Source organism: Streptomyces sannanensis, assembly GCF_039536205.1.
GTDB lineage: Bacteria > Actinomycetota > Actinomycetes > Streptomycetales > Streptomycetaceae > Streptomyces > Streptomyces sannanensis.
This window is the reverse complement of sequence record NZ_BAAAYL010000002.1, coordinates 1-24,013: the sequence shown is the minus strand read 5'-3', so window position 1 is coordinate 24,013 and position 24,013 is coordinate 1. Positions and strand designations below refer to the sequence as shown.

At 68.4% G+C, this 24,013-nt stretch carries 16 protein-coding genes and 1 pseudogene; 14 read left to right on the top strand and 3 right to left on the bottom strand.

The genetic code is table 11. From position 1 onward, the window contains the following. The first annotated feature begins 1 nt into the window (after position 1). From ABD858_RS34625 to ABD858_RS34590, 8 genes and pseudogenes are all read left to right on the top strand, one after another. A complete protein-coding gene (locus ABD858_RS34625; protein ID WP_345045271.1) occupies positions 2-1,519 on the top strand; it encodes an ATP-binding protein in 1,518 nt (505 codons plus the stop codon). Next, entirely contained in the window at positions 1,516-3,255 is a 1,740-nt protein-coding gene (locus ABD858_RS34620; RefSeq protein WP_345045269.1) for a type IV secretory system conjugative DNA transfer family protein, read from the top strand. Before ABD858_RS34625 ends, ABD858_RS34620 begins: the two co-directional genes overlap by 4 nt. Next, complete coding sequence (locus ABD858_RS34615; RefSeq protein ID WP_345045266.1) at positions 3,245-3,799, top strand: DUF4913 domain-containing protein; 555 nt, start codon at positions 3,245-3,247, stop codon at positions 3,797-3,799. The genes ABD858_RS34620 and ABD858_RS34615 overlap by 11 nt, the downstream gene beginning before the upstream one ends. A 960-nt stretch (positions 3,800-4,759) precedes the next feature. After that, a pseudogene (gene ltrA / locus ABD858_RS34610) lies at positions 4,760-5,770 on the top strand (group II intron reverse transcriptase/maturase); the annotation flags it as partial. A 329-nt stretch (positions 5,771-6,099) separates the two neighbouring features. After that, entirely contained in the window at positions 6,100-6,615 is a 516-nt protein-coding gene (locus ABD858_RS34605) for a hypothetical protein (RefSeq protein WP_345045263.1), read from the top strand. Further along, positions 6,596-7,480, top strand: coding sequence for a transposase (locus tag ABD858_RS34600; protein ID WP_345045260.1), 885 nt, complete (start codon positions 6,596-6,598; stop codon positions 7,478-7,480). The genes ABD858_RS34605 and ABD858_RS34600 overlap by 20 nt, the downstream gene beginning before the upstream one ends. Before the next feature lie 700 nt (positions 7,481-8,180). Continuing rightward, positions 8,181-8,564, top strand: coding sequence for a hypothetical protein (locus ABD858_RS34595; protein ID WP_345045259.1), 384 nt, complete (start codon positions 8,181-8,183; stop codon positions 8,562-8,564). A gap of 136 nt (positions 8,565-8,700) precedes the next feature. Next, on the top strand, positions 8,701-10,107 hold the full coding sequence (locus tag ABD858_RS34590; protein WP_345045257.1) for an IS1380 family transposase: 1,407 nt from the start codon (positions 8,701-8,703) through the stop codon (positions 10,105-10,107). A 310-nt stretch (positions 10,108-10,417) separates the two neighbouring features. Here the strand turns inward: ABD858_RS34590 and ABD858_RS34585 are convergent, their stop codons facing one another. Next, the gene (locus ABD858_RS34585) at positions 10,418-11,638 is read right to left on the bottom strand and encodes an IS256 family transposase (protein ID WP_345044994.1); all 1,221 of its coding nucleotides are present in this window, start codon (positions 11,636-11,638) and stop codon (positions 10,418-10,420) included. 1,037 nt (positions 11,639-12,675) lie between these two features. Between ABD858_RS34585 and ABD858_RS34580 the strand changes: the two genes are divergently transcribed. The 6 genes from ABD858_RS34580 (at position 12,676) to ABD858_RS34555 (ending at position 17,581) form a co-directional block, all read left to right on the top strand. After that, positions 12,676-13,005 (top strand): hypothetical protein, encoded by a 330-nt coding sequence (locus ABD858_RS34580; RefSeq protein WP_345045254.1) that lies wholly within the window; start codon positions 12,676-12,678, stop codon positions 13,003-13,005. A 17-nt stretch (positions 13,006-13,022) separates the two neighbouring features. Further along, positions 13,023-14,432 carry a mobilization protein gene (locus tag ABD858_RS34575; protein ID WP_345045252.1) on the top strand — a complete coding sequence of 470 codons (1,410 nt, stop codon included), beginning with the start codon at positions 13,023-13,025 and terminating at the stop codon, positions 14,430-14,432. Positions 14,433-14,449: 17 nt separating this feature from the next. Next, on the top strand, positions 14,450-15,523 hold the full coding sequence (locus ABD858_RS34570) for a hypothetical protein (RefSeq protein WP_345045250.1): 1,074 nt from the start codon (positions 14,450-14,452) through the stop codon (positions 15,521-15,523). A 638-nt stretch (positions 15,524-16,161) separates the two neighbouring features. Continuing rightward, on the top strand, positions 16,162-16,416 hold the full coding sequence (locus ABD858_RS34565) for a hypothetical protein (protein ID WP_345045247.1): 255 nt from the start codon (positions 16,162-16,164) through the stop codon (positions 16,414-16,416). Next, positions 16,413-16,937: an RNA polymerase sigma factor gene (locus ABD858_RS34560; RefSeq protein ID WP_345045244.1), complete on the top strand. Its 525-nt coding sequence runs from the start codon at positions 16,413-16,415 to the stop codon at positions 16,935-16,937. Before ABD858_RS34565 ends, ABD858_RS34560 begins: the two co-directional genes overlap by 4 nt. Then, positions 16,934-17,581 (top strand): hypothetical protein, encoded by a 648-nt coding sequence (locus ABD858_RS34555; protein ID WP_345045241.1) that lies wholly within the window; start codon positions 16,934-16,936, stop codon positions 17,579-17,581. The genes ABD858_RS34560 and ABD858_RS34555 overlap by 4 nt, the downstream gene beginning before the upstream one ends. Positions 17,582-18,096: 515 nt before the next feature. Here ABD858_RS34555 and ABD858_RS34550 read toward each other — a convergent pair. Both ABD858_RS34550 and ABD858_RS34545 read right to left on the bottom strand, forming a co-directional pair. Then, positions 18,097-18,636: a hypothetical protein gene (locus ABD858_RS34550; protein ID WP_345045238.1), complete on the bottom strand. Its 540-nt coding sequence runs from the start codon at positions 18,634-18,636 to the stop codon at positions 18,097-18,099. A gap of 744 nt (positions 18,637-19,380) precedes the next feature. Further along, positions 19,381-20,451 (bottom strand): helicase associated domain-containing protein, encoded by a 1,071-nt coding sequence (locus ABD858_RS34545; protein WP_345045439.1) that lies wholly within the window; start codon positions 20,449-20,451, stop codon positions 19,381-19,383. Positions 20,452-24,013 lie beyond the last annotated feature (3,562 nt).

Genomic DNA, 24,013 nt, shown 5'->3' with positions numbered 1-24,013 from the left:
GATGGCCAAACCACCGCAGCTCCAGAGCCCCCGCCGGACCCCGACCCCGCCCCGCCCGGACGGGCAGGCCCAAGCCCAGAAGGCCGAACGCCAGCGCCGCCGCCGACTCTTCGCCCCCCGGTCCGGCTGGGGCGGCCGGTTCGGCGGCCGAGTCCCGGTCGAAGACACCGGCACCGTCTACACCGGCCCCTCCCACCAGGCCGGCGGCGTCTACCCTTTCCTCCTCGGCGCAGGCCTCCCACCCCGTGGCGTGCCCGTCGGCCGGGACGTGCTGACCGGGGAGCTGGTGTGCATCGACCCGGCCGGCTGGGTCGGCAAGCTCACCACCAACAGCGGCGTGTGGGTCATGTCGCAGCCCGGCGCCGGGAAGTCCGCGCTGGTCAAACGCATCCTGCTGTTCTACTCGGCGTTCGGCTTCATGCCCGTCGTGCCCGGAGACGTCAAGGGCGAGTACACCGCCCTGATCCAGGGCCTTGGCGGCAGCGTCGTCCGCATCGGCGACGGCTCCGGCCGACTCAACCCCCTGGACAGCGGGCCACTCAAGAAGAGGGTCTGGGCCCTGCCTGCTGCCGAGCGCGGCGTCCTCCTCGACGTCCTCAACTCCCGCCGCCTGGAGACCCTCGGCGCGCTGCTCGCCACCAAGCACGGCCTCGGCCGCGCCGCAGACGAGATCCAACGCTCCGCGCTGACCTGCGCGGTGCAGCTGGCCGCCGACGCCGTCCCAGGCGACGACCCCATCGTCCCCGACGTAATCACTGTCCTTCGGCAGGCCCCCGAACCGCTCCGCAACCGGCTCGCCGCCGACGGATCCTCCTACGCAGCCCTGACCCGCTCGGTGATCGCCGGCCTCGACAACCTGGTGAGCGGCCCGCTCAAGGGCCTGTTCGACGGGCCCACCACGCACACGCTCGACATCGCCGCCCCGGCGGTCTCGGTGGACATCTCCGCCCTGCGGGCCCGCGGGCAGGACATCCTGTCCGCAGGCATGATCGCCACCTGGGCCTACACCTACTCCAGCATCGACGCCGCCCGCACCACCGGCCTGATGAAGCGCCGCCTCGTCCTGCCTATGGATGAAATGTGGCGCGCGCTGCGCAGCGGCCCGGGCCTGGTGGACTCCATGGACTCCATCACCCGCCTCTCCCGCGGCGACGGCGACATCTCCATCCTCGTCACCCACAGCCTCCTGGACACCGAAGCCCTCCCTACCGAGGAAGACCGCGCCAAAGCCCGTGGCCTGATGGACAGGTGCGACACCTGGATCATCGGCGCCTCCACCGAGGAGGAGCTCATGCGGGTCACCGGCAAACGCCAGCTCACCGAGCAGGAACGCATGATGATCACCTCCTGGTCGTCGGCCACGTCCACCGGCCTCGACACCGGCGACGCCGTCCACCCCGGACGAGGCAAGTACATGATCAAGATCGGTACGAGGCCCGGCATCGCGGCCGCCTCCGAGCTGACCGCCACCGAAGCCCGGCTCTACCACACCGACCCCAAGGCGGCTGAACGCCGATGATGACGGAATCCGACCGCAACTGGCTGGCCGGCGGCATCGGCACGGGCGGTGCCGTCATCCTGGCCGCCTCCACCTGGTCCGGCGCGGCCCTCGGCGCCCTGGTCACCGGCCAAGACGTCGTCGGCCTGTCCCCGCTCACCGTGCTGCGGATGGTCCGCGACTGGTCCTCGGTGTGGGGAGCTTCACCCGTTGCGTCCGGCATCGGCGCCCTCATCTTCGACCTGGCCGCCATCGCGCTCCTGGTCTGGGGCATCCGCCTCGCGCTGCGCTGGTTCTACAACCCGCTCCACCTGGCCACCCTTCATCAGGTCCGCGACCTCACCCCCAAGCACGCCGCCATCACCGCCACCAGGCTCCGACGCTCCCTGAAGGGCACCGAGCCCAAGCAGATCGAGCCGCGCGACCGGGGCGTCCTTCTCGGCGACCACATGACCAGCTGCGTCGAGCTCCGTGGCAGCGACGAGGACACTTACGTTGCGATCATGGCCCCCCGCGCAGGCAAAAGCACCGCGCTCGCCATCCCGATCGCGATGGAAGCCCCCGGCGCTCTGCTGCTCACTTCCAACAAGGCCGACGTCTACGCCGCGACCTACTCCGACCGCCGACGCGCCGGAAGCACCTGGGTGTTCGACACCCAGGCCGTCGCGCAGACGGAGCGGGCCATGTGGTGGGACATGCTCGCCGAAGGCGAGACCCCGGAGCGCGCCGAACGCCTCGCCTCCCACTTCACCAACCAGATCAGCTCGGAAGCAGCCGACCCCTTCTGGTCCCAGTCCGCCAACGACCTCCTTGTCGGGTTCTTCCGCGCGGCGTGGCACGACGGCGCCAGCATCAAGGACGTCATGAAGTGGGTCGCCGACCCACAGGAGAAGGCGCCGCTGCGGATCCTCTACCAGCACGAGCCGGTCCTCGCCGAGCAGGTCGAGGGCAGCATCGCCATCGCGGAAGAGACCCAAAGCGGCATCTACCAGAACGCCAGAACCGCGCTCTCTGGCCTGCGCGACGAGCAGGTGCTGACCTGGGTGATGCCAGACCAGCACCGGGACCGCTTCGATCCCGAGGAGTTCTCCCTCACACGAGACACCCTGTACCTGCTCAGCAAGAAGGGGGGAACAGCCAGCGCGGTCGTCGCCGCGCTCGCCGACGCCGTGTTCACTGCCGCGTCCGAGACCGGCGAGCGGCACGGCGGCCGGCTGCCGGAGCCGATGCGCGCCGTCCTGGACGAGGCCGCGAACATCTGCAAGATCGGGGACTTGCCCGACCTCTACTCCCACCTCGGTTCGCGAGGGATCACCCCCTACGTGATCCTCCAGTCCTACCGGCAGGGCGTGAAAGCCTGGGGCGAGGTCGGCATGGACGCCATGTGGGGCGCGGCCACGAAGAAGATCATTGGCGCTGGCGTGGATGACCCCAAGTTCGTCTCCGACATCGCCACCCTCATCGGCCAGCACACCGTCCACCGCGGCAGCTACTCCAAGAGCCGCGACGGCGGCTCGAAATCGTGGAGCGAGCAGCGCGAACAGATCCGGGAGGCCGCCGACGTCCGCGCTATGTCCAAGGGCACCGCCCTCCTGCTGTCCACCGGCATGCCGATCGCCCAGATCCGGCTCCGCCCCTGGTACCTGGAGGACAGCATGAAGCACATCGGCCCCGAGAAGGACTACGAGGAGTACGCCATTACCAAGCGCGCCATCGCGGCCCACGACGCCCGGAAGGCGGCGCGCAGTGCCCGATAGCTCCGCGCCCGTCGGGCTGGCCGAGGACGTCGAAGACCTCAAAGCGCAGCTCCGAGCGCTGGCCAAGCAGGTCAAGGCACTCACGCCGGTCGCCGCCCCCCATGACGACCAGAGTCAGCTGGACGAAGACCCCGCCCGGGACGAACCGGAGGACGCGGAGCGGCAGTTCCCCCCGTTCATCCTGCTCCTCGACTCACCCGAGTACGAGGACGAATTGCGGGCCCTGGTCGAGTGGGTGGAGTGCGTCCTCGTACCCGGCTACCTCGCCGAGGCATCCGCCGACGCCCGCTGGTGCCACCAGTGGACCGACCACCCTGTTGCCGTCGCCCGCCTCCACGCCCTCTGGCTGTCCTGGCAGGAACTCACCGACCCCGCCAGCTGCGGGTACACCGGACCCAGTGTGTGGCACCGAGACCACTACGACCCCTGCATGCGCGAACTGCGGGCCAGCACTGGCCCCTTCCAGGGTTGCACGAAAGGCGAGCACCAGGTTGCACACCGGATGCCGTCCCTCGTCCCCAGCGCCTGGACCAGCACCGAGTAGCGCACGCCCTGCACCGTGGGGTGCCGAAGGGGCCGTCCCCAGACGTGTGAGGCGGCCCCAGGCTGGCTGGCGAAGGCCGCTAGCCTCGCGCTTTCGCGCGCCCAGCAGACTGGAGGTCTTGATGACGTAGTTGATCTTCGGTCGTAAGCTCGTTGTCGCCTGCCGGTGTAAGTCCGGTCGGGGTAGCTGCCAGGAGGCCCGGTAGCAGACTGGCGGCGTCCGGGGAAACGCCCGGCGTCGAAGCCCAGTGTCGAAAGCCCTTCAAAGGGGGAGCAAAGCAGCGGTCCGTAGCATCACGCGAAGCCTGCGGCGTCGTTAGAGGCCCGTCTCTCGGGGCGGGGACAGGGAGTGCCGAGCCCCCGAAATCAGGGCGAAGGCCATGGAAGCGGCGAAGATCCTGGAGATGCAGCCGTGAGGGACTCCCCGGCGTATGGGGCATGGAACGTTGCGACGGTGACAGCGGGAACTGGGGAGGCCCTCCCCGGCCCGACGGCCTGCGGACAGCTGCCGTCGGAAGCTGCGCGTCCTAAAACCGGGTGCACCCCGGGAAGTGGATGCGGGCCGGGTGGGCGTCGGAGGCGGCCGTAGTACCGCGATGAGCCGGGCGGACAACACAACTCCCGGCCAGGGGAAGGGCCGCTGCTTCGTCGATGCGCAGGTTGTCTGGAGGGGCTTGGTGAGTGCCACATCGGCTAGTTCCGCCACGTCGGGATCCCTGAAGCTGGATCCGGTCCGAGCCTTGCAGCATGCGCTCTACCGGGCGGCCAAGGCCGATCCCGGACGGCGGTTCCACGCGCTGGGGGACAAGGTCCACCGCAGGGACGTCCTGCGGCGCGCGTGGGCGACGGTGCGTCGGAACAACGGCGCTCCGGGCATTGACGCCACCACTCTCGTGCAGGTCGAGGAGTACGGCATCGACCGGCTCCTTGACGAGTTGGCCGCGGAAATAAGGAGGGCCGCTGGCGTCCGCTGCCCGCGCGCCGGGTGTTCATCCCGAAGCCCGGCACAACCACGGAACAGAGGCCGCTGTCGATCCCTTCCGTCCGCGACCGCATCGTGCAGGCCGCGCTGAAGATCGTGCTCGAGCCGGTCTTCGAGGCCGATATGCTCCCGTGCTCGTTCGGGTTTCGGCCCAGGCGCGGAGCGCACGATGCCCTTCAGGTCCTCGTGGACGAGGCATGGCGGGGCAGGCGCTGGGTGGTGGAGACGGACATCGCCAACTGTTTTGAGGCGATTCCGCATGAGAAGTTGATGCAGGCGGTCGAGGAACGCGTCTGCGACCGGTCGGTCCTCAAACTCCTGCGCGCGATGCTGCGGGCCGGAGTGATGGAGGACGGGCAGGTCCGTCGGCCGGTGACCGGAACCCCACAAGGCGGTGTTGTTTCACCGTTGATGGCGAACGTCTATCTGCACCGGCTGGACCGGGCATGGGACGCGCGTCGTCATGGGGTTCTGGTCCGTTATGCCGACGATGCTGTGGTGATGTGCACTACCCGCGAGCAGGCCGAAGCCGCCCTTGGGCAGCTGAAGGTCCTGCTGGCCGAACTCGGCCTGGAGCCGAAGGCGGCCAAGACCAGGATCGTGCACCTGCAGGTCGGAGGCGAGGGAGTGGACTTCCTCGGCTTCCACCACCGGTGGGTCACGTCCCGGCCTCGCGGTGGGCGGCGCCCGATCGCCTTCCTCGCCCGCTGGCCCTCGGACAGGGCGGTGCAGCATGCCCGCGACCGGATTCGTGAACTGACGGAGCGGCGCAGGATGTTGCGGCCGGTCAAAGTGATCGTGGAGGACGTGAATGCGTTCCTTCGCGGGTGGGCCGCGTATTTCCGGTTCGGGAACTCGGTCCATCGCTTTGACCAGATCGGCTCGTCGCGCGGATGCGGATCGGCGGGTTCATCGCCAAGAAGCACCGGCGCAGCCGAAGATTCGGCTGGTCGGTGGTCGCTCAGGCGGCTTCCGACTCGTTGGGGCTGATCGCTCTGCACGGGACCGTCGTCGCCCCCAGACCCTTCCAGGACTGGCGGGACAGGCCGAATGCCGGCGGTGAACGGCGTCGGTGAGCCGTGTGCGGGAGAACCGCACGCACGGTTCGATGCGGCGGGGGCTGGAAACGGAGCGGACGTACTCCGCCACCGCGCCAGCCCCCGACCCTACACCGTGAATTCCCAGGGTGGTGACGTTGTGTCACGACCTGTAAAAGGTGCCCCGTGACCTGCGATGATCCGGCTTGTCTAAGGCTTGGATCATGAGCGGGTGGGGGCACCTTTCACGTGCAGGGTAGCGAGTGGAGTCGGGGTCTGGCGATGTCGGGGGACGGGAAGGGGCAGGTCGGGCATGTGGGCGGGGTGCATCTGCGGCTGCTCGCGGAGCGGACGGGGCTGACCGGGGCGCTGTCGGCGTCGCTGGCCCGGCCGGGGTTCGTGCCGTTGCACGAACGGGGGCAGGTGATGGTGGACCTTGCGGTCGCGATCACCCTGGGCGCGACCTGCATCCGCGACATCCGGCTGCTGGAGCATCAGCGGCCGGTCTTCGGCGTGGCCGCCTCTCGCCCCACCGTGTGGCGGGCGCTGAAAGAGGCCGGCGAGCGGGGACTTCCCCGGATCGAGCGGGCCCGTGTGTCGGTGCGGCGTCGCGTGTACGAACTGCTCCGCGACCGGCCCGGGGGTTTCCCCGAGGTGGAGGTCGAAGGGGTGCCGCTGACCGGATGGACCGTGATCGACAGCGACGGGACGCTGGTCCGGGCGCCGTCGGAGAAGGAGGGAGCCCACGGGCACCTACAAGGGCTTCCTCGGACATCATGTGTTCGTCGCCACCTGTGACAACGCTGGCGAACAGCTGGCTGCGACCCTGCACCCGGGCAACGTCAGTGCCAACGACGCCGAGGTGAACATCGACATCCTGACCCGGGCGGTGGCCCAACTGCCCTGGTGGCGGCGACAGAAGATCCTCTTCCGGGTGGACGGGGCGGGCTTCTCCCACCAGATGATCGACTGGATCGCCTCCGCGGGCGGCCGCCAGAGCCCCACGTTCCGCTGGGAGTACTCCGTCGGCTGGGCCTTCACCGCACGCGAACAGGCCGCCGTCGAGATCTGCGACCAGCAGGGCCTGTGGCAGCCGGCCGGCGGCGGCCCGGACGGCGGCGTGCGCGAGCGCGTGTTCGTCGCCGACATCACCGCCCTGCTCGGCGACCTGCCGGGCTGGCCCCCGCACCACCGGGTGATCGCCCGCAAGGAACCGCTCCACCCCCGCTACGTCAAGGACGCCAGCGCCTACGAAATCGAACAGGAGGCGCGCTACCAGACCTTCGCGACCAACCATCGCCGGGGGCAGATCGCCCACTTGGACGGCCGGCACCGCAAGCACGCCAGGGTCGAGCCCAGGATCCGCGAGCAGAAGGCTTCCGGGATCGGCCTGTTGCCCTCGCGCGAGTTGAACGTCAACGCCGCCTGGCTCACCGCCACCACCCTCGCCGCCGATCTCCGCTGCTGGTTCCAACTCCTCGCCCTGGACGGCGAGATGGCCAGGGCCACTCCGAAGACGTTGCGCTACCGCGTCCTCCACGTGCCCGCCCGTCTCGTCCGTGGCCAGCGGAAACGACGCCTGAAACTTCCCGACACCTGGCCCTGGGTCGACATCATCATCCGCGCCTTCCGGCGCATCCTCGCTCTGCCGCACCCCACCTGACCAGCACGAACGATCACATCGAGCACCGAGAGGGGGCCACCAGCAGGCCCCGGCCCGTGGAACCCGGCGTCATCCGGCACGACAGCCGACGCGCACCCCTGACCGACACCGTCCCCGGACAGGAATCAACGCGACATCACGGACGCAAGATCAACCGACTGTCGCTGTGAAACAACGAGGCAGGGCCCACCGATCTTACGAATGACCAGCGGAAACCCACGCTTGAAAGGTAGGACTCCATGATCTTGGAAGCCCGTGCCTGTCACGTTCCCGGGTCACCGCTGAACTGGCAGATCATCACGAACCAGACGCTCTGCGTCTATGTCGAAGCCCTGCTCGGAAGACAAGCATGTTTCCAGTCTAAGTTGCGCCCTAAAATTGATCTCCCTCTGATTTAGGGAAGCCATTACCGTAATGGCAGGAACGCATCACAAACAGCTGCGGAGGAAGTGGCATTTGCTCTGAAACGGCAAGGATTGATTCGGTGGCGCTGCAACGGAACGCGCAGCAGTCATCAGGGTTTGAGGGCGACTGGAAGTGGAAAATCGTTCGTCTTATGTCCCGCAGAGATTCGTCAGTGCCGTGCCGATGCAGTAGCGTCTCTGTGCCAATGCGTTGGAGCACTTAGCGGCCAAGAAGAAGGGAATGAGTGAGATTGAGAATGACCTCCAAAATTCGTAAGCTGAGCAGCCTAGTAGGCGTGACCGCAGCGGCTGCAGCCATTTCCGTTCTCACCACAGGAACCGCGACTGCAGCTCCGGCGTGGTACAACGACCCGAACTCCTGCACCAACGTTAAGACTGCTGCGATTGCGACAGTTGAGGGCCGTACAGTGGAGGTCCGCTATGGGACGTGCGGCGGTGCGCAGTACGGCTGGGGGCGCATACTCGGCTACGCCGCGGCTGACTACATTCGCTTGGAAGTCGACACCACCGGGGACCGCGTAGCGGACGACCGTGATTACTATCTCGCCAACGCCCGTAACTACACGCGGGGGTACCTTTCTTCGGCCAGGCTGCGGGCCTGTTTCGTGCGGTCGCCCAGCGGAACCTGCACGAACAGCAACGCAACCGCTTGGTGGTGATCGGCCTGCCCTAAACCTGCGCGTTTCGCTTGGGGCTGGGACCAGATTGTGAGCGGGAACGCGAAAGTGCCTTCTGAACTGGGACGATGAGGCTTGTCTAAGGTCTCCGTAGTTCCAGCAGGAAGGCACTTTCTGCGTGCACACTACCCGGTTACGCCCGAAGCTTGTCGTCAGCGCCGACGGGCACGGGGTGGTCAACCATGCCGGCTCGCGTCTTCTCGCGGATCTGGCCGACGCCACCACGCTGACCAGCGGCTTCTCCGACGCTCTGCGCCGCCTGCGGCCGCGCGGGACCGGGCACGACCCCGGCCGCGTCGCGGTGGACCTGGCGGTCATGCTCGCCGACGGCGGCGAGGCGATCCGGGACCTCGCCATGCTGCGGGACCAGGGCGACGTCTTCGGCCCCGTCGCCTCCACCCCCACAGCCTGGCGTGTGCTGGCCGGCATCGACACCGCGGCCCTGAACGCACTGCGGGCCGCGAGGGCCACCGCCCGCGAAGTCGCCTGGCTGCAGGCCGCCGAGACCGGACGCCCCATACCGCCCTCTCATGCCGGAGGGCGTGAACTGCCAGGCCTGGTCCTGGACCTCGACGCCACCCTGATCACCTGCCACTCGGAGAAGGAACAGGCTGCCGCCACCTACAAACGCGGCTTCGGCTACCACCCGATGCTCTGCTTCCTGGACAACACAGGCGAGGCCCTCGCGGGCCTCCTGCGACCGGGCAACGCCGGAGCGAACACCGCAGCCGACCACATCACGGTCCTCGACCAAGCCCTCGTCCAGATCCCCGACACCCACCGATACGGCACCCCGATCCTCATCCGCGCCGACAGCGCGGGCAGCGCCAAAGCCTTCCTCGCTCACCTGCGAGGCCTGCGACAGCGCGGAATCCAGACCACGTTCTCCGTCGGACACGCCGTCACCGCCGAGGTCCGCAAGGCCATCCACGCCCTGCCCGACCAGGTCTGGCACCCCGCGCTGGAACAGGACGGTTCCCTGCGCGCCGGGGCCGAGGTCGCCGAGCTGACCGGTCTGGTCGACCTCGCGGGCCTCCCGGACGGCACCCGCATCATCGTGCGACGCGAGCGACCCCACCCCGGGGCCCAACTGTCCCTGCTCGACCAGGACGAGGGCATGCGTCACCAGGTCTTCCTCACCGACACACCCGTCGCCGGCCAAGGCTCCCTGCAGCACCTGGAAGTCCGCCACCGCGCCCACGCCAGAGTCGAGGACCACATCCGCTGCGGCAAGACCACCGGCTTCGGCCGCTTCCCCTCCCGCCACTTCGCTATCAACGCGGCCTGGCTGGAGCTGTCCCTGACCGCTATCGACCTGCTCGCCTGGACCCGAACCCTACTGCTGGACGACGAGTTGGCCACCGCCGAACCCAAGAAGCTCCGCTACCGACTCCTGCACGCCGCGGCCCGGATCACCCGCGGAGCCCGCCGCCTACGCCTGCGGATCGCCGCCACCTGGCCCTGGCGCCACGAACTGACCGCCGCGTTCAGCCGCCTCGTCGCACTGCCCCGACCTGCCACCTGACCCGACGAAACCGCCACTGACCGCCCACGACCCGAGGAACCCCCAGGAGCACCCGACCCGCGCGTCGGTCCCTCGGCATGCCCGCCCTCCGACAGCAGCCTCATGGCCACCACCCCCAAGATCACCCCAGCTCAGCCAGCCCCAAGCGAAACGCGGAGGCTAGCTCAGGTTCATGCACACGTGGGGCTTGACGTGCTTGGTGATCCACCCCTTCGTCCCCCACTTGAGTCCGGTCTCCGAGTCGGGGTCTATCAGGATTCAGGTGTAATTCGTCTGTTCGGCCTACAGGTTTTTCGGTGGGCTGATCGGCTCACACTCGTCCGGCCGTAAGCCGGCCGTCGAAGAGGACGTCGAACTCGTTGAGGGCGGATTTCCAGCGGTTGCTCCAGCGCTGGCGGCCGTGGCCGGTGGGGTCCAGGGTGAGGGTGGCGAGGTAGAGGCGCTTGAGGGCGGCCTGCTCGTTGGGGAAGTGCCCGCAGGCTTGGGCCGCGCGCCGGTAGCGGGCGTTGAGGGACTCGATCGCATTGGTGGTGTAGACCACTTGTCGGATGGCGTCAGGCAGGCCGAGGAAGGGCACGAACTCGCTCCAGGCCCGCTCCCAGGTCCCGGCGATCGACGGATAGCGCTTGCCCCACTTCTCGTCGAACTCGGCCAGCCGGGCACGTGCTTCGTCCTCGTTCACGGCCGTGTAGACGGGCTTGAGGTCGCGGGCCAGGTCGGGCCAGTCCCGGCGGGACGCGTAGCGCAGGGATGCACGGATGAGGTGAACCACGCAGGTCTGCACCACGGTCTGGGGCCAGACGGTGTTGACCGCGTCGGGCAGGGCGGTCAGACCGTCGCAGACCAGCATCAGCACATCGCGGACGCCCCTGTTCTTGATCTCGGTCAGCACGGTCTGCCAGTACTTCGCGCCCTCCCCGCCGCCGCCGGCCCACAGGCCGAGAATCTCGCGGTAGCCGTCGCAGGTAACCGCGATGGCCACGTAGACCGGCCGGTTCGCCACATGCCCATCCCGGATCTTGACGTGAACGGCGTCGATGAAGACCACCGGATAGACCGGATCCAGCGGGCGGGTGCGCCATTCCGCCATCGACTCCAGGGCCTTGTCGGTGATCGTGGAGATGGTCTCCTTCGTCGTCGACATGCCGTACGTCTGGGCGAGGTGGGAGACGATCTCACCGGAGGTCAGGCCCTTCGCGGTCAGCGAGATCACCAGGTCGTCCAGCGCCCCGGTGCGGCGGGCGTACCTGGGCAGCACCCGGGGCTGGAAGGTGCCCAGCCGGTCGCGCGGGACCTGCACCGTGATGGCGCCGACCTCCGTTATCACCTTCTTGGTCCGATAGCCGTTGCGCATGTTCCCGCCCGAGCGCGATCCGCGCCCGCCGGCCCGGCCTGCCTCGGCGTCCAGGTGCAGGTCCATTTCGGCCTCCAGGGCAGCCTGCATCAGATGCTGAGCCAGTTCGGGCAACAGCCCGCCCTCGCCCATCAGCTGCAGCCCTTCGCCACCGCGGACTTTCTCCCTCGCGAGCATCGTCAGCTCGTCCAGCAGCGCCAGACTCAGCCCGTTCACCGAGGACCCGGCACCCGTCGTCGTTCTCACGTCGGCACCCTGGGCGCTCTCACCGGCCCCGGCAAGCGACACGCCGTTCGCGGTCTCGATCAGGTGATCAGTCGTCGTACTCATCAGGTGACTCCTTCGAGGAAGTTCACACCTGATTCCTTACACACCCCCGAGTCGCCGTGAAGCTCGACTTCGTAGAAGCCGTCTCGCGCAGGACGTACACGGAGTCCTTGGGCGTCAGGATGCCGATGGCCGTGTGCCTCTTGGTCGGCCCGGTCCGGAGCTTCACGTTGGTGGTGGGCTGGTAGCCACAGTTGTTCCACTCGGCTACCGCTGCTGGAGAGGACACCGGCAGGGCCGCAGCAGGAGCGGATACGGCCGTGAGCGATGCGAGTACAAGCAGGCTTCCAGGAATCATTCGTTTCATGAAAAGAAGAAACGCCGAAAATCGTCCAGCGTTACGGGGAGTGTAGGGGAATCACTCTGACGAGTTGAAGGGGTTATTTCGACGGAATCGGTTGAGGGTGACGCAAGAATTGCGGCCTTTCCGTTTGGGTTCCTCGCCTATCTGAATTCTTTGACATTGCCCACACTCGCGGGATGGGTGCCCACAAAGGCGGTGGGTTGGTGTGTGGGGTGGGTGGTGGGTGCGGCGGGCGGGCGGGGTGCGTGGGCGCGTGGCGGGCAGGCGGGCGGGCGCGTGGGTGGTGGTGTGTGTGTGGGGGGGTGGGGGGTCGCTGGTTGGGGTGGTTGTGCGGGGTGGGGTCCGGTTTCTGCGTGGGTCCTGCATGGCGTGCTGGGAGGATTTTTTGAGGCATTAGAAATTGGCAGCCAGTTAGTGCGGAATGGAACATTACACGCTGACTGGTCTTGGTTGTTGTTGTGTGTCAGGCCCTTTTCGCGGGCTGTTTTCGGTGTGGCGGGGAAAGGGGTGGGTGCGGGTGGCTGGTGAGGGTGGCAGGCGGCGTGAGAGGGAGGCGGGTGAGCGGCGGTCGGAGCGGGTGAACGTGGCGTTCAGCCCGGCGGAGCTGGCGGTGGTGAAGGCGGCTGCGGGCCGGGAGGGGATGTCGGTGGCGGGGTGGGCGGGGCGGGCGGTGATGGCGGTCGCGCAGGAGGTGTTGGTGCCGGTCTCGGCGGACCGGGCGGACGTGCTGCGGGAGCTGGTGCAGGCGCGCGCGGCGTTGCGGGAGGTCGCCCTCCGCCTCGACGCCACGGCCGCCGGTGGCGCGGGTGGCCGGGCCGGGCTGGAGGAGGTCCTCGCGGACGCTCGTGCGGCGGTGGTGCGGGTGGACGCGGCGACGGTGAAGGTGATGCGGGAGAGGCGCGCCCGGTCGTGATGCCGAAGAAGCCCGACATGGGGGAGGACACGTACGAGTTGCTGGAGTACCTGTTCGGTCCGGGCAAGCGGGATGAGCACACCGACCCGCATCTGGTGACCGCCTGGGACCCCGATGTGCCGTGTCCGGGCCGGCAGGCGGAGCGGATGGACCTGGGGGAGCTGGCGGACCTGCTGGACGCACCCGTTCAGGCGCTGCGGGGGCTGCGTCCGGCCAAGCATGTGTGGCACGTCTCGGTCCGCAACGCGCCCGGTGACCGGGTCCTGTCGGACGCGGAGTGGGGTCAGGTGGCGGCGGCGATGGTGGACGCTGCGGGGATCGCCCTGTACGGCGATGAGCAGGCCTGCCGGTGGATCGCGGTGCGCCACGCGCCCGATCACATCCACATCGTGGCCACGTTGGCCCGGGTGGACGGCCGGCAGCCAAGGTTGCGCGGGGACATTCTCGCGATGCACGCCGCCGCCCGCGGTTTCGAGGCCCGGTGGGGGCTGACCGCGATGTCGCCGCAGGACCGCACCGCGGTACGCCGGCCGTCGACCGGAGAGGTCGCGAAGGCGGACCGGCGGGGCCTGGTGGAGACCGCCCGCCAGTCCCTGCAGCGAACCGTGCGCACTGCGGCCGCGCTCGCTGGGACCGACACCGATTTCCTGGACAGGTTGCGGGATGCGGGCCTTCGCGTACGGGAGCGCCGGGACGAGGCCAGGGTCCTCGTCGGGTACGCGGTTGCGCTGCCCGGCGACCGCGCCGACGGCGGTAGCCGACCCGTCTGGTTCTCCGGCGGCTCCCTGGCCTACGACCTGTCCCTGCCCCGCGTGCGTGAGCGCTACGGGCCCGCCGTCGGTCCGGCGGACTGGCGGTCGGCGGAGCACCTGGTGCGTGAGGCGGCCGTCGTGCTGGGCCGGTCCGGGCGGGCGGAGGGAGCGGGGGATGTGGCCGCGCTCGGCGACCTGTTGGTGGCCTGCGCCGCGCACTCCCCGGCCGCGGTACGGGAGCGCCTTGCCGCGGCGGCGGACGCCTTCGAGCAGGCCGGCCGCGCGCCCGGCGAGCGGTCCCTGGAAGGCCGGGCGCGGGCGGGCTGGCGGGCCTCTGCGCGGGCGTTGGAGTGGGCCCCGCGCACCGCTCGGGGCGGCGGCGCGGCCGTGGTCCTCACCCTCCTGCTCGCGCTGGTGGAGGCTGTGGAGGCGGCCCGCCTGTGGCATGAGGCGCAGCAGTATCGGGCGCAGGCGAAGGCGGCGGCGGAGGCCGGGGCGCTGCTGCGGCAGGCGGCGGTGGCGGCCGGTGCGCCGCCGGCCCGGCCGGCTCCGGCGCGCACGGCCCGCACGTCGCGGGTGGCGGGCCGTGGCCCGGCGGGTCCGGGGGCTGTTACCGGTGTGCCGCCCCGTACGCCGCCCGGCCGGGACAGGCCGGGACCGGGCAAGTCCCGCTGACGTGAAGGAGCCCGAAGTTGGCCACTGCCGACCCTGCCCCGATGCCCGCCGAAGACCCGTTCGCCGAAGCGGTCGCCGAAGCCGCCCGGACCACCGCGGCGGCCGTGAAGCTGACGCTCACCATCGCCGACGCCGTACGCCGCGCCGCCCAGAAACACCGCCAGGGCCGCGAGGACGAACTCGCCGACGGCGAGGAACAGCTCGCCCCGGGCTGGGCCGCCCAGTCGCTGCGCCCGGTCCTGGACGGCGGGGTGCTCGCCGACCTGATGTCGGGTGCGGATTGGCCTGCCATGGCCGGTCAGCTGGTTCTGCTGCAGAAAGCCGGTGTCGATCTGGGCGCGTTCCTTCCGCAGCTCGGCCAGGTCGCCTCCACCGTCTACACCGCGGTGGAGGCCAACGCCGCGCGCATCAGCGCGGAGGGCACCGACCGGTGGGCGGACCTGCTGCGCAAGGCGATGCCCGAGGGCTTGGTCCGCGACGCGATCCTCGCCTCCCCGGCCTGGCCGGACATGGCCGCGCAGATGGCCGCCCTCGACCACGAGGGCGTGGACGTCACCGGGTTCCTCACGGCCGCGCACGGCCAGGGCGTCGGCGTGGACCGCGCCGTGGCAGCCCTCCTGGCCCGGCAGGGTGGCCCGCAGCCGGCCGCCCCCGCCGCGGCCGCCCCTGCGGTTCCCGCTGCCCGGACCGCTCCCGGCCCGGATCCGGCCGCCGCGGCACCGGAGCTGGTGGTGGCGGTGAGTGCGGACGCCCGCAGCATGTGGGGGCCGCTGACCGAGGGCCTGAACGTGCCGAACGATCTCAACCTTTCCGACCGGCTGAAGGCCGGGCTGCTGGACAACACCGCCTGGCAGCAGGGCCCGCCCTCCGAGCTCGCGGGGCGCCTGGTCGGCGCGATCCTGCGAGCCCTGACCACCCCGCCCGGCGCCCCGGTCCCGGACGGCCCCCGCGTCTCCGCCACCGCGGCCCGCTCCCGCTCCACCACCACCCCCACCGCGGCCGCGCCCGGCCAGGGCGCGCCTGCGGAGCCGCCCGTGCCCGCGCATCGGCAGCAGGCCGCGCCCGCACGGCGTCAGGGGCACGGCCGGTAAACGGGGTTCCGGCACACAGCGTGACCGCGATTCCCCGTTGAGATCATCGGGGGACGCCCGTACTGGGAGCCGTCGCTCGCCGCCACGGTGTCCGGCGGACAGCCGAGGAATCCACGGCAGGATGTGCCTGTTGCGGACGAGCCGCGCATGGGCGCAGCCGTGGCGACATCGCCTGCTCTGCGCCGGGATGCACGGCGCCGCGTCCGACAGCCAGCGCCCGTACCGGCAGGCGGACGACCGGAAAACCAGCGCGCACCCTTGAGGTCACAGGGGAATAACGTTGTTGCTGCATCGGGAAGTGATGCAGGAACCCGCGCTCCGCGAGGCGTCTGCGCCGAGCTCTCCGGGGATGCGACGACGAGTGGCGGCGCCGCTCCGCGCGCCGCTTACCGCTCCGCAGCGTCCGTGTCCGGCTCTTCCCGGATCCGGTTTTCAGCGCCTGAAAGCCCTGTGACCTGCGGAATCAGTGCGACAGCCGTGCGTGGGGAGGAACTTGGGAAAAAATCTTGCCGTCCGGCATCCGGATCCGGGCCCCAGCGGCGTGTAAGGGGGTGAGGGCCTCGCGCCTTCATCAACGAGTTCGTCACTACTGGGAGGCCTGGTCGATGACTTGGTCGTACTGGGCGGGAGCGGGCGGGGTGTCAATTCCCGTGTTGGTCCTGCTGTTCTTCGCGATGCGCCGCGTCAAGGGCATCGTGGAGTTGCTTGTGAAGGCGCACATCGAGACCCGGGCGGAGCGCGAGCAGCGCGCCACCATGGTCGCGATGGCGCAGTCCCTGCCCGACGGCGGCGCCGCCGCCCGTTTCGAGCAGGGCCAGCCGGCCTGGCTGTTCCGCAAGGACACGGCCGAGTCGGCGGGCCACCGGGCCATCGCCACGCGGGAGGCTGCGTGAGAGAGGCCGCTGAGGGAGCGGACTTCGAGTCCTTCGTCCTCGAGACCATCGAGGCGTTCTCCCGACTGGCCCGGGCTGAGGCAGGCGACCTGCACAGCGCCCAGGACGCCGTGCAGGACGTCTACCTGAACATGTACCGCCGGTGGGAAGAGATTTCTGCACAGCAGGGGTCCCTGACCGCCTACGGCCGCACTGCGGTGAAGCGGGCGGTCATCGACCAGTTCCGCCGCAACAAGCGGATGGTTGTGGTACCGGTTCACGACCTGCCCGAAGTGGAATCAGGCATCGGTATCCCCGACGCCGCATACGAAATGATTAAGGAAGGCATCGGCGAACTCATCGCGAGCCTCCCTGCACAGCAGCGCGAGGTCATCACCCTGTGCGTTATGGGTGACCTCAGCCCTGCACTGGTTGCGCAGCGCCTCCAGATTAAGGAGGAGTCGGTGAAGCGCTACATCAAAGCCGCCGCCAACAACCTGAAGAAGTCCATCAACGAACACAGCGAGGAGGTAACCGCATGACGCACCTGTCCGCGTGGACGCACCAGCCCGAGGAGCGGGGAACCATCCGGCTTCTCGCTCTCTGGCTGCTGCTCGAAGGCTGTGAGCAGGCAGTTTCCAAGGGTCCCCGGATCGGCGAGGACCCTGTCCAGGCGGAGGGGGGCCAGCCTTCGGGCTGGCCCCCGGCCCCCGCCGCCTACCCGGAAAACCCCGGAAACGGAAATCATCGTCTCGGCGTGGTCCGTGAACTACGCGCTCTTCTGAAGAAGGAAGTCGATGATTCTGCAACACCGCAAGAAACACGTCGCGTAGCCGAAATCCTTGAGTTCCTGGACAGGGATGATGAAGCGCGACGCTGGTGGGAAAAAGCAGCTCTCAAGGGTGACGAGGACGCGCGAGATTATCTGTCTGTTCTCGACGCGGAGAAGCAAGAAGGGCTATTGGCATGCTGTGGGCAAGGGAAAGAACACGGCGATGAAGCTTTCAGATCATTCGTGAGTGGCTTCGCATGTGCGCCTCTCACGCCTCGCGTCACTGCAGACAAGTTTGATTCGGCATTGGGGGAAGCCGGTGTCCAACTGTCTGAGGGTTCACAGAGCCTGGTGCGAGAGATCGAGGACTTCCTGACTCACCTGGACCCCACGACGCGGGGGCCACGATGCTGACACGACAGTGCGCAGCGCGCCGCAGAACAGGAGCGTCTGTATAGACCGGCCTTCCATGAGGCCTTCCCGCTAGAAGGCCAGACGACTCGTTGAAGTGGCGGCCCCTCCCCGCACCCGCGGGGAGGGGCCGCCACTTGTGTCGTCGGACCAGAGGTCCGCAAAACGTTGAGCGCTGGTACCCGGCTGCATGCACTAACTAGTGATCTTTCAGGCCCAGTCGACGCCCACAAAGACGGCCGCAACCGCTGGACGGTGATCCCGGTCGTCTTGCGGGCCTTAACCCCGCCGTCTCGCCCAGTGCTGTCCACCTGGCACCCCGTGACGCAAGGGGTGCGGGCGCCCCATGCTCCGCGTTCCGCCTGCGGACCGTCCGCAGGCATCCCAGGGAGGGAATCATCATGTCCACCGCTACCAACCAGTCCCAGCAGCCGCCGGCCGCGCAGCCCTCGGGCACGGACCCCGTGCTGCTCCTGGTGCTGGGGATCGTCCCCGACGATCAGTTCATTCATGGGGTCTCAGCTCAGGGGTTCGGCCAGCTCCGGGATGTACCGGACGTCCTTGAGGGGCGCTGTGGGCTGTGCGCCGAACTTTTCCACGACGGTGCCGCTGGTGCCGACGTGCACGACCTGGAGGGCGACGCGGGTGTCCTGTTCGCGCAGGTCGATCCGCACGCGGGGGGAGTCGCCTTCGGGCTTCATGTCCACGATCCGCTCGTCGGGGTATCCGGCGCGCTTGAGTGCGGCTCGCACCTCGGCGGCGTTCTCGCCCGTGCCCTTGAGGGTGGTGGTGACGTGCGCGGCGAACTTGTCCGCGTAGCAGGTCTCGGGCTTGGTGAGCGTCACCGGCTCCAGGAGGTTCCCGTCGGGCATGGGGGGCACGGGGACGTCGGTGGCGGGTGGGTCGGCGGGCAGGGGGACGCGGTCGCCGGGCTTGCCGGCGGGCTTGCTGGAGGGGCCTTGGGGAACGGTGGGGACGTCGCTGGGGCCGAGGGTTTTGCCGGTCTTGGTGCCGTCCAGCGGCGGACAGCCGTCGGTGATCTTGAGGGACAGCTTCATGAAGTCAAGCTGCGGCTTGTCGGCGTCCCCGCCCTCGGGGACGGAGGCGACATTGTCCGTGTCGATCGTGGTAGCCGGGGGGGGGTGCTGGAGCAGGCGGTGAGGGTGAGCGCGCCCAGAGCGAGGGCGGCTGCGGTGTGTGCTATTCGGGGCATGACATCAACTTAGAGTCGCCCTTTGACGCGGGTCGTGAGTACGGGTACTCATGCCGAAGCGGGAGATTTGACTTCTGTTCAAGTGCGTTGCGCGCGCGTAGATTTGCCTAGGGTCCGTGGTCGACCGGTGATGATCAATGGCATGGTCGAGTCCGGTAGTCCGGTCGGTCCTGGGCTTGCGGTGGTCACGGAGATCAGGGGCCGCGACGGAGCCCGCCCCGCACTGGCGCACGTCGAGGTCTTCGACGTCTACGGCCCGGCCGGCTCCTCTTGGCGTCAGCTGGGCCGCGAACAGCCGTCTGGTGTAGGTGATCAAGGAGGTCTTCGGCTCAGCGGGGGAGACCGGGGTGCTTGTCGGTGCTTGGCGGGGCCGTCCGGTCGTGACCTTGCGCGCCCTGACCGCCCCGCTCGACACGCCGGTTCCGGACGGCCCCCGCGTCTCCGTCACCGGCCTGATCCCGCTCCACCACCACCCCCGCCGTGGCCTCGGCCGGCCAGGCCGCGCCCGCCGAGCCGGCCGTGCCCGCGCGGGGCAGCCGGTAATACGGCGCCGTTCCAGAAATCTGGAACGGCGCGCCCGGTCAGCCTTCTACCGCGCCCAGTCGATGCCGAGGTGGGCGAGGGCGCGGAGCTGCTCGCCGTCGAGGCGGTCTCTGCGGGCCTTGGTGTTGGCGATCCATATGCCGGTGCGGTGGCTGGTGCCGTCGGGGAGGCGCTCGACGTGGCCCCGGCCGATGACGGTGGTGCCCTCGCGCTGTACGTACTGCTGCAGGGCCGTCCATCCCCGCTGGAAGGCTTCCGTGTCTCGGCCGGACGTAGTGGTGGCGGGCGTCTTCGTGGGGGTCTTGCGGCGCTGTCCGGGCGCCTTCGGTTTCACGCCGAGCTCGGCCAGGCGGTGTTGCTGCTCGTCGTTGAGCCGCTTGAAGTCGCGACGTTGTGTGGCCATCCAGCGGCCGATGTCCTCTCCGTGCCATGTCACGCCCGGCACGATGTCGTCGAGGCGCGAACCGGCCGCCAGGACCTGCTTGAGGTAGGTGTAGTGGCGCTGCCAGTCCACCGTCCATCCCCGCTCGCGCGGGTTCCAGTCGGGGTCGATGGCGGCGAGGGCGGCGGCCCGGCGCTCGGCGCGTTCCGGCTCTTTGCCGAGTCCGCCGGGCCGGCGGATGTTGGTCAGCCACTGCCCCACCGCTCGGTCCAACACGGTGGCGTGGCGGGGCGCGGCCAGGGTCTGGTGCTGGGCGAAGTACGCCCGGGCGGCCGCGAGGTTCTCCGCGAACCCTTGGTCGGCGGTGTCCCATACGATGCCGAGTTCTTCGAGGTCGGCGGCGCGCTGGCTGTTCATGGTTCCGGTGCGGTAGGCGCGGCGCTGGTCGGACAGCCACCGCCCCAGCGGGTAGGCGCCTTCGGTGTGTTCGTACGGCACCTCCAGGTCACCCTGCCGCTCGTGGTACCGCCAGGCGGCTTCGTAGCCGCGTCGCCAGTCGGCGCGTTCGGTGTCGATGACCTGATAGCTGATCCACTTCGCGATCAGCGCCGGATCGCGGGGCGTGGCGAACCGCAGCAGCAGCCGGGTTTCCTCTTCACCCTCCTCGGGGGCCGGACCGATCGGCAGCGACGGATCGACCACCCGCTTCTGGTTCTGCTGGGGAATGGCGAGCATTTCCACGGCACGCTCATCATGTGCCCGAAGCCCTTCCAAAACCCGGATCAAAGGGCGGTAGGAGTCCGACTCTAGGTGATCACAGCCTTGGGTGCACACGACGACGGGCGTGCTGCGACTGCCTTCGGGCCGGCTCGTCCGGGGCCGGGGCTCAGCCGCCCCCTTCCGGCAGGGCCGCAGCCCACTTCTGCCCTGTATTGCTGGGCTCACGATCCGCCTCCCGTAGCCTGGGGTCCCGCTTGCTGCGTTGGCCGGATCTTTGGTTGCCTTTCGAACGAACGGCTACGGGGGGAACGCGCTGCGCGATGGCATGGGCACGCGACGAGGCGAGCGAGTCGTGATTGCCTTCGCAGGCGGAAGGGGAAGTGTTCCGGTACGGCGCTGGCCTGCATCGATGTTCTGGACGGGGGTTTGACCTAACGCGAGTCGGTCTCGCTACGTCGGGAGGGCACTAGACGCGTTTCAAGCGCTTGTGGAGTCACCCTGGCAGCGCCGTTTCGTTTACCAGCTTAAATCCATGAAGGCTTGAGCTGTTCTGTCCCTTGAGGACGACTATTCGAAGGCTTGAACAAGAGTGATGGGTGACGCCCATCAACGAGGTCGTATCTCGTCGGCGGTTGGTGGGGTACGCTGTTGGCGAGCACATTCCGATACGCACCGCGACGTCGCTACACGCGGAGCAGGGTCTGGGTCGCCGATGGCTGGTTCTCCTAGATCGAGACTTAAATCTTGGCGGTCGCATTATCTGTATCTCCACGTCCGGGAATTCCATGGATTGCAGGCAATTGTATCACATTGGTGTCAATGTGTCGTTTTGTGTTTATATGTAATCTCTTTTTCTTCTGGTTGGTGTGCCTCGCCGAGGATTTCACTTTACGCAATCAGTGACGTCGGTCACGTCGGAAAATGATGGCGGTGATGCCCCGCCAGCCCCACTTCCCTTCTCGAAGGGGAAGTTGAGCTCCCGGCGCGGGATGGGGGACACCCTTTCCTGCCTTGGATCTTTGTTCATTGGATTGCGATTGGGAAGAATAGAGGGCTTGTTCCGTCCCGGCTTTCTCGCTTACGGTCCACCGCAATTCCGGATGGACCGCCGGAATCGTGCACCGTCCCGGAAACTGCGCACCCATCACGAACGGCATGAGCGAGGGGCCCCAGGTAAGCGCCGTTCCGGAAATCCGGAAAGGCTCGGGGTGCAGTCGCATGTATATGCCGGCAGGCCATCTCCGGTCCCGAACCGACAGCTCACCTGCACGGCGACGGAGAGGAATTCGTCAATAGCCTGCGAAGGGTAAGCACCGCCGGCCAGGAACGGTCTCGAAGTCACTCAAGGTTTCGTCGCCGGGGTGTGCCGGGTGCCGCGTTCGTCCTGCCTGATCGTCGTCGGACCGCCACCGCGCACGCACCACGCCGTGTGCTCGGCCCGTCCAAACGCCGAAAGGGCGATGGCTCGGCCGTCGGAGCCGTCGCGGCAGTCGCCGCGACGTCGGCCGTCCCCACGACATACACGGTGGCAGCGGGGGACACACCTCGCGACCGATCGCCGAAGTATCCTTGAGCGGTGGCTGGAAGAGGCTGTTACCGGACAATCGGAGGGTCACGGTTTGGCGACCCGGCGGTGATGAGTCCCGGCATCTAGCTGACTATTGGCGCGAAGGCCGAGACTGCCGCAGGCGTTGCCCCCGTTGCGAAAGGTACGCGACGTTACTCCGACAACCTCGACGGCTGGATCATGAACTCGCTGGACATCATGGCCAGGCACGGGATCTCCTGGTTTCTATGAAGGATCCACCCGAAAAACCGTCATGCCGCGAGTCCTCGGCAATCCACGGGCCGTCAACAATGGGGACTCCAACGCCGCTGCCGGAAATACCGTCCAAGGGGCTCCTGCAGATAATCGACCGACCTTCCGCGCTTATAACGTGCCCGGTACGGCGATGGACAGGTTTCGACCCGGTTCGCCAACATCATGCTGCGTGCAACTAACGCCGCCCGCAGGTACGGTTCGATCGACAATGTGTACAGCGCTACTGAACCCGTCGCCTGCGCAGGCGCTCTTTTCCCGGGGCAGTACCCTCGAGCAGATTCTGCGTCAATGGGCACCATCGGTACACACGGTGCCCATTGACGTCCTCCGCGAGCCGCATCCGCTCGCGTGTGTTCAGGTCGAGCGCGTCGGGCGGTTGGCGACGCTTCGCGGTCCGATAACGAGGCGCGTGCAGTCACGCGATCATCATGTGGATCAGCAGGTCGTAGCTCTCGTTCGAGTTCTCGGGAAGTCCGAACGCGCCTTCGGCTTCCAGAACCGCGAAGCCGTGGACGGCCCGCGCGCAGGCAGCGGGTCGCGTTGGATCGGCCGCGGAGAGTCCTCCATGCCGTAGGCGCGGAGGGTGGCCAGAATGATGTTGACAGTCCCTCGCGTTACCGGCTCTGCTGTCCGGCGCCGGGGGCTCTGGAATGACGCCGCCGTAGCGGTGCCGGGTTCCGTGACGCGTTGTTGCGGCCAGGCCGTCATGAGCGCGCGGTTCGCCTCGTCGGCGGGCGGCCGACCGAGCACGGCCCTCGCCGACCTGGTCAGCGATCTCCGTTCACGATCCGTGCCGACATGGTGTTCGCGCAGCTCGGCGAGGTTGTCAAGTGTTTGTAGAGGGGAGGTTTTGTGTGGCCGACGCCCGCCCGGCCTGCCACCGACGACAAGGTCAGGGCGGCGGTGGTTGCCCTCGTCGACGATCTGCATAGTGCGATGTCGACGGACCCCGCGTTCGCGGAAAGCGCTGCCCTAGCCATGCGCGCCGGACCTATTGGGAAGGCATGATGGCCGCAGTGGCTTCGGCGGGGAATGGGCGGTGTGCGTTGTGGCCCGCTCTCTCGATCATCGCGAGTCGGCCGTAGTCCCTGCGGGAATCTCCGCCAGGATGCCCTCTACCCTCGGCCCTCGGGGTCGGCCCAGTCGGGGTCGAGGGATGCCCTAGATGATCAGTGCGGGGACAATGGATGCCGGCGAGCGCGGCGGCGGCCGTCGGTGGGGGCGGACATTGCCCCATTTTACTGACGTCGGCCATCCCGGCCCGGCCATGCGAGGTCCGCGTCGAGGGCCGCGCTCGTGGCGCAGCGAAAGCCGGCGTGCTTCAGTCCGGTAGGCGTGGTCGAGGTTAGCGCTTCCACAGTCCGACGCTGGCGCAGCAGGCGGTGCCCCATGGAGCAGCGTCAATTCGCTTGCGGGTAGCGGGCGTGTCTGGGACACCAGGGCGCCCCAGGTCGATCTTCTGGGCACGGGTGAACGGGCTGATCTCGACGAAGCGCTGATTGACCAGTTCGGGACCACTGGGCTGCCGCCGATGGTGGCGGGCCGCCGGAGAGAGAACGAGTGGCCACGATGACGGCGGGGGCCACCCAAGTGCATTGATGAGAGCCAGGAGGTCCGCTGCCACGTCACGGTGGGGTGTAGGGACGTCAGCCGGTGTGGACGCGACCATTTCTTGCATGTCCTTGGCGGCGACCCGGAACCCGGGCTTTCTCAGCGAGACAGGACGGCCAGGTCTCAGGTTAATGCCCTGTTGGT

What these genes read in the sequence shown, in the direction of transcription:
- ABD858_RS34625 (WP_345045271.1), top strand. Translation starts at nt 2, where the DNA reads ATGGCCAAACCACCGCAGCTCCAGAGCCCCCGCCGGACCCCGACCCCG.
- ABD858_RS34620 (WP_345045269.1), top strand. Translation starts at nt 1,516, where the DNA reads ATGATGACGGAATCCGACCGCAACTGGCTGGCCGGCGGCATCGGCACG.
- ABD858_RS34605 (WP_345045263.1), top strand. Translation starts at nt 6,100, where the DNA reads ATGTCGGGGGACGGGAAGGGGCAGGTCGGGCATGTGGGCGGGGTGCAT.
- ABD858_RS34585 (WP_345044994.1), bottom strand. Translation starts at nt 11,638, where the DNA reads ATGCTCGCGAGGGAGAAAGTCCGCGGTGGCGAAGGGCTGCAGCTGATG.
- ABD858_RS34575 (WP_345045252.1), top strand. Translation starts at nt 13,023, where the DNA reads ATGGGGGAGGACACGTACGAGTTGCTGGAGTACCTGTTCGGTCCGGGC.
- ABD858_RS34555 (WP_345045241.1), top strand. Translation starts at nt 16,934, where the DNA reads ATGACGCACCTGTCCGCGTGGACGCACCAGCCCGAGGAGCGGGGAACC.
- ABD858_RS34550 (WP_345045238.1), bottom strand. Translation starts at nt 18,636, where the DNA reads ATGAAGCTGTCCCTCAAGATCACCGACGGCTGTCCGCCGCTGGACGGC.
- ABD858_RS34545 (WP_345045439.1), bottom strand. Translation starts at nt 20,451, where the DNA reads ATGCTCGCCATTCCCCAGCAGAACCAGAAGCGGGTGGTCGATCCGTCG.